Origin of the sequence: Isoptericola sp. NPDC060257 (assembly GCF_042726645.1) — a bacterium.
GTDB classification, from domain to species: Bacteria; Actinomycetota; Actinomycetes; order Actinomycetales; family Cellulomonadaceae; genus Isoptericola; species Isoptericola nanjingensis.
In genome coordinates, this window is sequence record NZ_JBHXAW010000124.1 from 1 (window position 1) to 11697 (window position 11697).

Here is an 11697-nt window from a genome sequence, read left to right on the forward strand (position 1 = left end):
GAATTGCTCCTCATGCGGGTCGAATGAGGAGCAATTCAGCACGCTCGTTGCTGTCGGCGCGGCCTGGGAGAATGTCCGGACCATGACTTCCCCCAGCTCCCCCGACGCCGCCCCCCGCCCCGCCGGCACGCTGCTGCCGTACCTGCCCGCCCCGACGGGCGGCGCGCCGGACCCCGACGTCCTCTTCGAGGGGTTCGGCGAGTGGGCCACCGGCACGGGCCGGCCGCTGTACCCGCACCAGGAGGAGGCGCTGCTCGAGCTCATGACGGGCTCGCACGTGGTGCTGGCCACGCCCACGGGGTCGGGCAAGTCGATGGTCGCGATGGGCGCGCAGTTCGCGGCGCTCGCGAACCGCCGGTCGGGCCGCGGCGGGCGCACGTTCTACACCGCGCCGCTCAAGGCGCTGGTGAGCGAGAAGTTCTTCGACCTCGTCGCCGCGTTCGGGTCGCGCAACGTCGGCATGATGACCGGCGACTCCGCCGTCAACGCCGACGCCCCGATCATCTGCTGCACCGCGGAGATCCTCGCCAACCTCGCCCTGCGGCGCGGGGCCGACGACGACGGCGTCGGCGCGGACGGCACGGCCGACGACGACGCCATCGCCCAGGTCGTCATGGACGAGTTCCACTTCTACGGCGACCGGCAGCGCGGCTGGGCGTGGCAGGTGCCGCTGCTGGAGCTGCCGCGCACGCAGTTCCTGCTGATGTCCGCCACCCTGGGCGACACCACCCGGCTGCGCGAGGACCTCGAGGAGCGCAGCGGCCGCCCCGTCGCGGAGGTCGCGGGCGCCGAGCGCCCGGTGCCGCTGACGTTCTCCTACGTCGTCGAGCCGCTGACCGACGTCATCGCCGAGCTCGTCACGACGCACCGCGCCCCCGTCTACGTCGTGCACTTCACGCAGAAGGACGCCGTCGAGCGCGCCCAGGCGCTGCTGTCCACGAGCCTCGCCTCCAAGGACGAGAAGGCCGCGATCGCGGCCGAGATCGGCGCCTTCCGGTTCGGCACGGGCTTCGGCAAGACGCTGAGCAAGTTCCTGCGCGCGGGCATCGGCGTGCACCACGCCGGGATGCTGCCGAAGTACCGCCGCCTCGTGGAGCGGCTCACGCAGCGCGGCCTGCTCAAGGTGGTCTGCGGCACCGACACCCTCGGCGTGGGCATCAACGTGCCGATCCGCACCGTCCTCATGACGTCGCTCGTGAAGTACGACGGCGAGCGCATGCGCCACCTCACCGCGCGCGAGTTCCACCAGATCTCCGGCCGGGCCGGGCGCGCGGGGTTCGACACCGTGGGCGAGGTGCTCGTCATGGCGCCCGAGCACGTCATCGAGAACCGCAAGCTGCTCGCCAAGGCCGGCGACGACCCGAAGAAGCTCAAGAAGGTGGTGCGCAAGAAGGCGCCCGCCGGCGCCGTGAACTGGACGGACTCCACGTTCGAGCGGCTGCGCGACGCCGACCCCGAGCCCCTGACCAGCCAGTTCCACGTCAACCACGCCATGGTGCTCAACGTGCTGGCACGTGACTCCGCGGGCTCGGGCGGCGACCCCGTCGAGGCCATGCGGCACCTGCTCACCGCGAACCACGACACCGAGGCGCAGCAGGCGAAGCACGTGCGCCAGACGTTCCGCATCTACCGGTCGCTGCGGGTCGCGGGCGTGGTGGAGAAGGTCCGCGTGCCCGACGCGTCGCGCCCGGCCGGGTACCGGCCCAGCGTGCGGCTCGTCGTCGACCTGCCGCGCGACTTCGCGCTCAACGCCCCGCTGTCGCCGTTCGCGCTCGCGGCCATGGACCTCCTGGACACCGAGAGCCCGACGCACGTGCTCGACGTCGTCTCCGTCATCGAGGCGACCCTCGACGACCCGCGCCAGATCCTCTACGCCCAGCAGTCCAAGGCGAAGGGCGAGGCCGTCGCGGCGATGAAGGCCGAGGGCATGGAGTACGAGGAGCGCATGGAGGCGCTCGAGGACGTGACCTGGCCGCGGCCGCTCGCCGACCTGCTCGAGCCCGCGTTCACCACGTACAAGCGGTCGAACCCGTGGGTGGCCGACGCCGAGCTCGCGCCCAAGTCCGTGGTGCGCGACATGCTCGAGCAGGCCATGACGTTCGCCGAGCTGGTCAGCGTGTACGGGCTGGAGCGCACCGAGGGCGTCGTGCTGCGCTACCTCGCCGACGCCTACCGCGCGCTGCGCCAGGTGGTGCCGGAGGAGCACCGCACCGAGGAGGTGCAGGAGGTCGTCGAGTGGCTCGGCGAGCTGGTGCGCGGCGTCGACTCGTCGCTGCTCGACGAGTGGGAGCGGCTGCAGAACCCGGTCGACGACGACGCCGACCTCGTCGTCGAGGGCGAGCTCGCCGAGGCGGGCGCGGAGGCGCCCGCACGGCCCGTCACCGGCAACCCGCGCGCGTTCCGCCGCCTGGTGCGCAACGCGACGTTCCGCCGCGTCGAGCTCGCCGCCCGCGAGGACTACGACGCGCTCGAGGCGCTCGACGGCGCGCACGGCTGGGACGGCGACGCCTGGGCCGCCGCGCTCGACCCCCTGTTCGAGGCGCAGGGCGACGACGCCGTCGGCATCGGCCCCGCCGCCCGCGCGGCCGGGCTGCTGACCATCCTCGAGCCGGGCGCCCAGCTGCCCGGCGGCGCGACCACGACCACGCGCGACGGCGTCGAGGTGGCCGAGGTGCCCGCCGGCACGTGGTGGGTGCGGCAGGTGCTCGACGACGCCGACGGCGACCACGACTGGGCCGTCACCGCCGTCGTCGACCTGGCGGCCAGCGACGAGGCCGGGGCCGTCGCGCTCACCGTGGTGGACGTCGGCCGGATCTGAGCGCCCGCGGCGGTTGCAAGCATCCGGCGTCGGTCGTGTGATCGACGCAGGGTGCCGCCCCCGGCTCCCCCGACGTCAGGAGTCCGCCATGGACACCACGACCATCGTCTGGATCGTCGTCGCCGTCGTCGTCGTGCTGCTGCTCGTGCTCGTCGCCGTGGCCGTCGCCCGCCGGTCGCGGGCCGCCGAGGCGCGCCGGCGCGAGGAACGGCGCGACGAGGCGGCCGAGCTGCGCCGACAGGCGGAGCACGACCGGATCGCGGTGCAGGAGCGCGAGGCAGCGTCCGCGAAGCTCGACGCCGAGGCCCGGATGTCCCAGGCCGAGGCCGACCAGAAGGCCGCCGACGCGGCGCGTCTGCAGGAGGAGGCCCGGCGCCGCGACGCGAGCCTCGACGAGCGCCGGGCAGACGTCGACGAGCGCCTGCGCCGCGCGGACGAGCTGGACCCCGACCGAGGGGACGCACCGGGTGCGCTTGGGCGGCACGCTCCCGAGCACCGCGCGGACGGCCCGGCGGACGGGTCCGCCGACGTCCCGCGTCGTGACGAGGGCGACCGGCCGGTCTGAGCCCTACCTCCTCAGCCCAGGTGCGCGAGCCCCTGGGCGAGGGTCGCGACGCCCCCGACGTACGCGAGCACGATCAGCCCGCGCCGGACGGCCACCGCAGGGACGCGCGGGGTGAGCCAGTCGCCGACGACGAGCCCGGCCACGATCGCGGCGAGGACGACGAGCCACTGCCAGGCGGCGAAGGGCGGGAAGGACGCGTCGGTGAGCGTGAGCTTGGCGATCAGCGCGGCGAGCGCGTTGGTCGCGAAGAACGGCTGCGCCGTCGCCGCGAAGCCGCGCGGGTCCCAGCCGCTGAGCACGGAGTAGATCGCCACGGGCGGGCCGCCGATGCCCGCGGCCACGCTCCCGACCCCGCTCGCGACGCCGGTCGCGACCAGCGGGGCGCGCGCCTCGGGCCGGACGGGGTGCCGGCCGCCGCGGCGCAGGCGGGTCGTGACGACGGCCAGCGTCATCGCGACGACGACGAGGGCCCCGACGGCGACCTCGAGCGCCGCACGGCTCGCGTCGCGCAGCAGCAGGGCGGCGGGGACCATGACGACCACCGACGTGACGGCGAGCCAGGCGTAGCGCCGCCAGTCCACGTCCCGCGCGACGCGGCCCAGGATGAGCGCGGACGCGATCGCGCCGGCCAGGTTCACGAACAGCACGCCCTCGAGCGGGCCCACCAGGAGCACGATGAACGGGCCGGCGACGAGCCCGAAGCCCATGCCGGTGACCCGTTGGAGCGCCCCTCCCACCAGGATCGCGAGGACGAGAAGGAGGAGCACCGCACCACCCTACTCAGGCACAATCGGCGGCGTGTCGAAGAAGAAGCCGCACGCCTCGCACGGGACGCCGGCCGTCGTCGCGCTCGACCGGGCCGGTATCGCCTACGGGCTGCACACCTACGACCACGACCCGGCGTCGGACCTGAGCTACGGCCTGGAGGCGGCCGAGGCGCTCGGCGCCGACCCCGCGCAGGTCTTCAAGACGCTCCTGGCGGACGTCGACGGGCGGCTCGTGGTCGGCATCGTGCCGGTGGACGGCAGCCTCGACCTCAAGGCGTTGGCCCGCGCCGTCGGCGGCAAGCGGGCCGCGATGGCCGACCCGGCGGCGGCGCAGCGCGCCACCGGCTACGTGGTGGGCGGCATCTCGCCGATCGGGCAGAAGCAGCGGCACACGACCGTGCTCGACGAGTCCGCGGCGGGCTTCGACGTCGTCTACGTGTCCGGCGGCCGGCGCGGGCTGGACGTGTCGCTCGCCCCCGACGACCTGCTGCGCCTCACGGGCGGGACGACGGCGCCGATCGGCCGCCCGTGAGGCCGGTGCCCGACGGTCAGTGCTGGTACGTCGGGTACCGGGCGTCGCTGGGCACGATGTCCTTGCCGAGCGGCAGCAGCGAGACCGGGATCATCTTGAGGTTCGCGATCGCCAGCGGGATGCCGATGATCGTGATCGCCTGGGCGACCGCCGTCGTGATGTGCCCGATGGTGAGCCAGATGCCGGCGAAGACGATCCAGATGACGTTGCCCAGCACCGACCAGCCGCCGGCGCCCGGCTTGTCGACGACCGTGCGTCCGAACGGCCACAGCGCGTAGCCGGCGATCCGGAACGACGCGATGCCCCACGGGATCGCGACGATCATGATGCAGCAGAGGATGCCCGCCGCGGCGTAGCCGAGCGCGAGCCAGAAGCCGCCGAAGACGAGCCAGATGATGTTGAGCAGGGCTTTCACCCGACCATCCTCGCCCGCCGCGCGAGCGCGGCACCACCCGGGAACCCCCTGACGCGACCCTGGTCCGCCGCAGTCTCGGTCACGGCCCCGCGTCGCGTCCCAGGACCACCGACGGCGTTCGTAGACTGGCGGCCATGCCCACCGAGTGTCCCGGGATCCCCGCACGCCTGGCCGCCGTCCACGACCGCGTCGCGGCCGCCGCCCGCGCGGCGGGGCGCGACCCGCGCGAGGTCCGCGTGCTGCTGGCCACCAAGACGCAGGAGGCCGAGACCATGCTCGCGGGGGTCCGGGCCGCGCTGGACCTCGCCGCCGCCCAGGGCGACGACCGGCCGGTGCTGGTCGGCGAGAACCGCGTCCAGGAGCTCGTCGCGAAGGCGCCCGCCCTGGCGGACCTCGTCGCCGCGGGACGCGTCGAGGCGCACCTCATCGGCCACCTGCAGAAGAACAAGGTCAACCAGGTGCTCGGCGCCGCCACCGCCGTCGACTCGGTGGACTCCCTCGCCCTCGCGCGTGCCCTGTCCACGCGCTGCGAGCGCGACGGCCGCACCCTGGACGTGCTCGTGCAGGTCAACGTCTCCGGCGAGGAGAGCAAGTCCGGCGTCGCGCCCGACGACGCGGCGGCGCTCGCCCTCGACGTCGCGGCCCTGCCGGGGCTGCGACTGACGGGGTTCATGACGATCGGCGCGCGCCTGGCTGAGGATCGCGACGAGGCGCTCGTGCGGGCCGGCTTCGCCCGGCTGCGTGCGATCCGCGACGCCGTGCTCGCCAGCGGGGCTCCGGGCACGGACGACGCCCGCGAGCTCTCCATGGGCATGACCGCCGACCTCGAGCTCGCCGTCGCCGAGGGCGCGACCGTCGTCCGCGTCGGCACCGCCGTCTTCGGCGCCCGCCCTACCCCCGCGAGGTAGCACCCATCGCGCCGAGGTAGTACGAAGCCGGCCGAGGTAGTACACGGGATGCGCGAATTGTCCGGATTGCCTGGACTACTTCGCGCACTCAGGTACTACTTCACGAGAACTCGCACGACCTCGCGGGTTCGGGCACTACCTCGGCGGGGCGGCGCCGAGACGGCCGAGGGCCCCGCGGACGCCGTCTCCCCCGGCGAGCGCGCCGCGCGCCGCCGCGGCGTCCACCCCCGCCAGCAGCATGACCAGCGCCACCTGCACCTCCCCGCCGGCGTCGGCCAGCACGGGCGCGCACACCTCCGGCGCGAGACCGGTCGCCTGGCTCAGCAGGCGCACGAGCCGGGCGCGGAGCTTGGCGTTGGACGCGCGGACGTCGACCATGAGGTTCGAGTACGTCTTGCCGAGCTGGATCATCGTGGCGGTCGAGAACGTGTTGAGCACGATCTTCTGCGCGGTGGCAGCCTTCATACGGGTCGAGCCGGTGACGGCCTCGGGCCCCGTGTCGAGCAGGATCGCGACGTCCACGCGGTCGGCCAGCGGCGCGGCTGGGTTGGCGCTGACGAGCGCGGTGCGCGCCCCGCGCTCGCGGGCGAGGTCGAGCGCCCCGCCCACGTACGGGGTGCGACCGCTGGCCGCGAGCCCGACGACGAGGTCGTGCGGGCCCACGTGGTCCAGGTCGCGCCGACCGGCCTCCGCGTCGTCCTCCGCGCCCTCCACCGAGACGGTCATCGCGTCGGGACCGCCGGCGAGGTGCGCGTCGAACCACTCGGGGCCGACGCCGTAGGTCGGCAGCAGCTCGACGGCGTCCAGCACGCCGAGGCGGCCGGACGTACCCGCACCGGCGTAGTGCACCCGCCCGCCCGCGCGGATCGCCTCGACCGCGAGCTCCACCGTCTGCGTGACGCGGAACCGCTCCGCGCGCACCACGCTGGCGACGCCGGCGTCCTCGTCGAGGATGAGGCGCACCACGTCGGCCGGCGGGAGCAGGTCGATGTCGGTGGTGCGCGGGTTGCGCTCCTCCGTCGGCGAGACGAGGCGCGCGACGTCGAGCACGTCGTCCGGGGGGCCGGCGTCCGGAGGCACGGAGGGGTCGGGCACGGTCGCTCCGCTCATCGGGTGCTTCCTCTCGTCAGGTCGCGCGCAGTGGTCGGGACGCTCGGTGCCGTGGTGAGCGCGAGGCGCCGTACCGGGGTGCGGACCGCCTCCACGGGCAGCGGCGTGGGGGGCGTGAGCGACCCCAGCACCACCGGCCGGCGGGCCCCCGTGGCCTGCCGCCGGTGCGGGCCGGGTGCGGTGCCGGGCACCCCGTGCACGCCGAGGAAGCCGAGCAGCGCGAAGAGGTACGCCTCCTTGGCGTCCGCCGGCAACCCGAGGTCGTCCGCGGTCTCGAGGGCGGTGCCGGCCGGGAGCAGCGCCCGCAGACGGTCGCGGAGCACGGGGTTGCGGACCCCGCCGCCGGAGATCACGACCCGGTCGACGCCCCCGCCCGGCGCGTGGTCGGCGAGCGACCGCGCCACGGTGGTCGCGGTGAGCTCCGTGAGCGTGGCGACCAGGTCCGGGGTGCTGAGCCGGTCGGCACGCACCCCTGCGGCGGCGAGCCGCGTCGTCACGTACTCGCCGTCGTAGAGCTCCCGGCCGGTGGACCGCGGCACGGGCAGCGCGTAGTACGGCTCGTCCAGCAGCGCGTCCAGCGCCTCGTGGTCCACGACGCCGCCGGCCGCGAGCTCCCCGTCGCGGTCGAACGGCTGCCCGGTGAGCCTCTGCACCGCGGCGTCGAGCAGGCAGTTGCCGGGGCCGGTGTCCCAGCCGAGCACCGGCTCGTCGTGCGCGCCGACGACGGTGACGTTGGCGATGCCGCCGATGTTGAGCGCCGCGGAGTACCTCGTGCCGGCGGGCCCGTCGTGCCCGAGCCACAGCGCGTCCAGCACGCTCACCAGCGGCGCGCCCTGCCCGCCGGCGGCGACGTCGGCGACCCGGAAGTCGCTGACCACCGGCCGTCGGGTGCGCTCCGCGATCCAGGCGGGGTTGCCGAGCTGCAGCGTGCCGCGCGCGCGGCCCGCCACCACCCAGTGGTGCAGGGTCTGCCCGTGCGACGCCACGAGGTCGGCGTCGCCCCCCGCGAGGTCGTCGACGGCGCGCCGGGCGGCGGCGCCCAGCTCCTGCCCGACGAGCGTGTCGAGCTGGCACACCTCGCCCAGGTCCGCGGTGGCGGGCGGCAGCGCCGCGAGGATGCGCCGGCGCAGGTGGTCGGGCCAGGCGTACTCGGCGTGGCCCAGCGGCCGCAGGGACAGCGTGCCGTCGGGGCGCAGGTCGAGGTCCGCCGCCGCCGCGTCGATCGCGTCGACGCTGGTGCCGGACGAGATGCCGATGACGATCATCGCGCCACCTCCGTGGGTTCGGGGGCGAGCTCCCCGGCGAGGAGGGCCACGGCGGCCTCGGCGTTGGCCCGGCCGGTGCCGCAGGCCAGGACGGTCGCGGGCAGCCCGCCCGGGAGCGCGGCGAGCCACCGCTCCCCCGCGGCCGGCGCGCCCGTGTGCACGACCACGAGATCCGGGCGCGCCCGCTGCAGCCGCGCCAGGCGCTCGTGCTCGTCGCCGCCCGGGACAGGTTCGCGCGTGACGACGACGAGAGGCCGTTCGCCGCCGTCGGCCGGGCCGGGGAGCCCGCGCAGCAGGGCCCCGAGCCCGGCGTCATCGAGGGCGGGGTGCACGACGGCGTCGGGCCAGCGGGCGGCGACGGCGCGCTGCACGTGCTGCGCGGTGCGACCGGCCGCGTGGTCGAGCCGCAGCCGCAGGTCGACGACGTCGGGCGCTCCCGCGAGCGCCGGCGACGGACCGACGACGCGCACCGCCCGGCGCGCCACCTCGGCCCCCACGGCCGCGAGCGCGGTGAGCGCCTCCTCGGCCGGGGCCGGCGCGGCGGCGACCCGCCGGGCGCGCAGCCGGCCCACCAGGGCGTCGGTGCGTCGCCGGGACGCGGCGAGCCGGTCCAGGCTCACCCGGCCGGCGTCGACCGCGGCCACGAGGGCGTCGGCGGCGGAGCGGAACAGCGCCTCGTCGTCCCGTCCGGTCGTCGTGCCCAGGCACAGCAGGTCCGCGCCGCCCTCGACCGCCCGCACGGCGGCCTCGCCGACGTCGGCGCCGTCGGACACGGCGCGCATGTCGAGGGCGTCGGTGACGATCGGCCCGGCGTGGCCGAGCTCGCGGGCGAGAGCCGCGACGGCGGGGTCGAGGGACGCCGGAGCGGGCCCGAGCGCGGGCACGACGACGTGCGCGGTCATGAGGGCGTCGGCCGCGGGGCCCTCGTCGCCGGGACCGCCCGCGAACGCCGCGGCGAACGGCACGAGGTCGCGACCGCGCAGGGTCCGGGCGTCGGCCTCCACGACGGGCAGCGCGAGGTGCGAGTCGACGGTCGTGGACCCGTGCCCCGGGAAGTGCTTGGCGCACGTGCCGACGCCGCCGCGCTGCAGGCCGCGGGCGAACGCGACGCCGTGCCGCGCGACCGCCTCCGGATCGGTGCCGAACGCCCGCACCCCGATGACCGGGTTCCCGGGCGTGTCGACGTCGAGCACCGGCGCGAGGTCGAGGTCGACGCCCGCGGCCGCGAGCAGGCGGCCCAGCGCCTCGCCCGCGGCCCCGGTGAGCCGCACGTCGTCCACCGCGCCGAGCGCCGCGGCGCCCGGCAGCGACGACCCGGTCGCGGCCTCGAGCCGCGACACGTCGCCGCCCTCCTCGTCGGTCGCGACGAGCAGGTCGGGCGCGGCGTCGTGCAGGCGTGCCGTGAGCGCGGCCGTCGTCGCCGGGTCGGGCGTGTTGTGCGCGAACAGCACCACTCCGGCGAGCCCGTCGCGCGCGGCGTCGAGCAGCCACGCAGGGGGCGTCGTCCCGGTGAAGCCGGGCAGCAGCACCCCGTGCACGGCCCTCCGGACGTCGTTCACCCCTTCACCGCCCCGGACGTCAGCCCGGACGCGAGCCGGCGCTGGACGACGATGAAGAAGATCATCACGGGCACGGTGATGATCGTCGAGGCCGCCATGATCGCGCCCCAGTCGTTCGAGTGCTGCCCGAAGAACGAGCGCAGCCCGATGGCCACCGTGTAGTTCTGCGTCTCGCCGCCGAGCAGCGTCATCGCGAAGACGAACTCGTTCCACGCCGTGATGAAGCTGAAGATGCTCGTGGCCACGAGGCCGGGCGCGACGAGCGGCAGCAGGATGGACCGGAACATGCGGCCCCAGGTGGCGCCGTCGAGGTACGCGGCCTCCTCCAGCTCCACCGGCACGGCGGCCACGAAGCCGCGCAGCATCCAGATGCCGAAGGGCAGCGCGAGCGCCACGTACACCACGACCAGGCCGGTCAGCGTGCCGAGCAGGTCCAGGTTGCGCACCTGGACGAACAGCGGGATGACGAGCGCCTCGAGCGGGACCATCTGCACGATCAGCACGAGCATGAGCACCTGCGTGCGGAGCTTGAAGCGGAAGCGCGCCACCGCCACCGACGCCAGCAGGGCGAGCAGCGACGAGACGAGCACCGTCCCGAGCGCCACGAGCAGCGAGTTGCGCAGGAAGACGTCGAAGCCGCCGTCCGTGAGCACGAACTCGAAGTGCTCCAGCGTCGGGTCGGCGGGGACGAAGGACGACCCGCGCCCCGCCTTGCCGTCGAGCGCGCTGACGAGCATCCAGTAGGCCGGGAAGAGGGTGAACACCAGGAGCAGCGCGACGGCGACCCCCTTGCCCACCCGCGTCGCGGTCGTCGGCCGGCTCACAGCTCCTCCTCCTTCAGGATCGTGCGGACGTACACGACGGTGATGGCGAGCAGCAGCAGGGTCAGCAGCACCGCGATCGCGGCACCGAACCCGTACCGGTTCTGCCCGAACGACTCGGTGTACGACCAGACGCCCAGGTTGAGCACCTCGCGGTTGCTGCCGGCGCCGCCGGGCATGAGGTAGACCTGCGCGAAGACCTTGAAGTCCCAGATGGTCGACAGGATGATCACGACGGCGAAGATCTGCTTGAGCTGCGGCACGATCACCGAGAAGAACCGGCGCCACGGCCCGGCGCCGTCGATCTCCGCGGCCTCGAGCAGCTCCTTCGGCACGCCGAGCAGGCCCGCGAGCACGGTGATCGCGACGAACGGGAAGCCGTGGTGCACCACGTTGAGGAGCACGATCGCGTAGAACGACCAGCGGTCGGTGAACCAGTTGACGGGCGCGTCCTGCAGCCCGAGCGACTGCAGCACGTGGTTGAACACGCCGCGGTCGGCGTCGAAGATCCAGACCCAGACGTACGTGCCGGTGACGGCGGGCATCGCCCAGGCCGCCATGATCGCGCTGGACACGATGGTGCGCCAGACGCGGCCGAGCGACGCGAGCAGCACGGCCACGGCCGTACCGAAGACCACCGTGAACGACACCGACAGCACGGCGAAGACCACCGTGTTCGGCAGCACCACGGCCCACAGCTGCTCGGACGTGAACACCTCGACGTAGTTGGCGAGGCCGATCCAGTTCGGCTCGCCGGAGACGATCTCCCGCAGCCCGTAGTCCTGGAGCGAGAACAGCCCGACCCGCACCAGCGGCCACAGGAGCAGCACCGCCAGCACGAGCAGCGCGGGCGTCAGCAGCATCCACGGCCGCACCCGCGCCAGGAGCGACTTGCCGAGCGGGCGGCGCCCGCCGGGCCCGGGCTGCTGCCCGGGTC

11 protein-coding genes are annotated in these 11697 nt (G+C 74.8%); 4 read left to right on the forward strand and 7 right to left on the reverse strand.

Translation table 11 applies throughout. The features are described from left to right. Positions 1-82: 82 nt before the first annotated feature. Both ACFWEK_RS11815 and ACFWEK_RS11820 read left to right on the forward strand, forming a co-directional pair. Positions 83-2818 (forward strand): DEAD/DEAH box helicase, encoded by a 2736-nt coding sequence (locus ACFWEK_RS11815; protein ID WP_430554166.1) that lies wholly within the window; start codon positions 83-85, stop codon positions 2816-2818. A gap of 88 nt (positions 2819-2906) precedes the next feature. Then, a complete protein-coding gene (locus tag ACFWEK_RS11820) occupies positions 2907-3383 on the forward strand; it encodes a hypothetical protein (protein WP_430554167.1) in 477 nt (158 codons plus the stop codon). A gap of 11 nt (positions 3384-3394) precedes the next feature. Here ACFWEK_RS11820 and ACFWEK_RS11825 read toward each other — a convergent pair whose 3' ends face one another. Further along, entirely contained in the window at positions 3395-4150 is a 756-nt protein-coding gene (locus tag ACFWEK_RS11825; protein WP_430545842.1) for a TSUP family transporter, read from the reverse strand. 31 nt (positions 4151-4181) lie between these two features. On the opposite strand from ACFWEK_RS11825, the gene ybaK reads away from it, so the two are divergent. Continuing rightward, complete coding sequence (gene ybaK / locus ACFWEK_RS11830) at positions 4182-4682, forward strand: Cys-tRNA(Pro) deacylase (protein ID WP_430545843.1); 501 nt, start codon at positions 4182-4184, stop codon at positions 4680-4682. A 16-nt stretch (positions 4683-4698) separates the two neighbouring features. On the opposite strand, the gene ACFWEK_RS11835 is transcribed toward ybaK, so the two are convergent. After that, a complete protein-coding gene (locus ACFWEK_RS11835) occupies positions 4699-5097 on the reverse strand; it encodes a YccF domain-containing protein (RefSeq protein WP_430554168.1) in 399 nt (132 codons plus the stop codon). Positions 5098-5231: 134 nt separating this feature from the next. Here ACFWEK_RS11835 and ACFWEK_RS11840 point away from each other — a divergent pair, with 134 nt between their 5' ends. Further along, the gene (locus ACFWEK_RS11840; protein ID WP_430554169.1) at positions 5232-6005 is read left to right on the forward strand and encodes a YggS family pyridoxal phosphate-dependent enzyme; all 774 of its coding nucleotides are present in this window, start codon (positions 5232-5234) and stop codon (positions 6003-6005) included. Positions 6006-6140: 135 nt separating this feature from the next. On the opposite strand, the gene ACFWEK_RS11845 is transcribed toward ACFWEK_RS11840, so the two are convergent. From ACFWEK_RS11845 to ACFWEK_RS11865, 5 genes are read right to left on the reverse strand one after another with little or no spacing between them, the layout of a single operon-like run. Further along, positions 6141-7115: an N-acetylmuramic acid 6-phosphate etherase gene (locus tag ACFWEK_RS11845; protein ID WP_430545846.1), complete on the reverse strand. Its 975-nt coding sequence runs from the start codon at positions 7113-7115 to the stop codon at positions 6141-6143. After that, complete coding sequence (locus ACFWEK_RS11850) at positions 7112-8380, reverse strand: anhydro-N-acetylmuramic acid kinase (protein WP_430554170.1); 1269 nt, start codon at positions 8378-8380, stop codon at positions 7112-7114. The genes ACFWEK_RS11845 and ACFWEK_RS11850 overlap by 4 nt, the downstream gene beginning before the upstream one ends. Continuing rightward, positions 8377-9939 (reverse strand): glycoside hydrolase family 3 N-terminal domain-containing protein, encoded by a 1563-nt coding sequence (locus ACFWEK_RS11855; protein WP_430554171.1) that lies wholly within the window; start codon positions 9937-9939, stop codon positions 8377-8379. The genes ACFWEK_RS11850 and ACFWEK_RS11855 overlap by 4 nt, the downstream gene beginning before the upstream one ends. Next, positions 9936-10763, reverse strand: a complete 828-nt coding sequence (locus ACFWEK_RS11860; protein WP_430554172.1) for a carbohydrate ABC transporter permease — start codon at positions 10761-10763, stop codon at positions 9936-9938. Before ACFWEK_RS11860 ends, ACFWEK_RS11855 begins: the two co-directional genes overlap by 4 nt. Continuing rightward, on the reverse strand, positions 10760-11644 hold the full coding sequence (locus ACFWEK_RS11865; protein WP_430554173.1) for a carbohydrate ABC transporter permease: 885 nt from the start codon (positions 11642-11644) through the stop codon (positions 10760-10762). The genes ACFWEK_RS11860 and ACFWEK_RS11865 overlap by 4 nt, the downstream gene beginning before the upstream one ends. Positions 11645-11697 lie beyond the last annotated feature (53 nt).

Bases quoted from the DNA above. Each gene is read 5' to 3' on its own strand.
- ACFWEK_RS11815 (WP_430554166.1), top strand. From the start codon at position 83: ATGACTTCCCCCAGCTCCCCCGACGCCGCCCCCCGCCCCGCCGGCACG.
- ACFWEK_RS11820 (WP_430554167.1), top strand. From the start codon at position 2,907: ATGGACACCACGACCATCGTCTGGATCGTCGTCGCCGTCGTCGTCGTG.
- ACFWEK_RS11840 (WP_430554169.1), top strand. From the start codon at position 5,232: ATGCCCACCGAGTGTCCCGGGATCCCCGCACGCCTGGCCGCCGTCCAC.
- ACFWEK_RS11845 (WP_430545846.1), bottom strand. From the start codon at position 7,115: ATGAGCGGAGCGACCGTGCCCGACCCCTCCGTGCCTCCGGACGCCGGC.
- ACFWEK_RS11850 (WP_430554170.1), bottom strand. From the start codon at position 8,380: ATGATCGTCATCGGCATCTCGTCCGGCACCAGCGTCGACGCGATCGAC.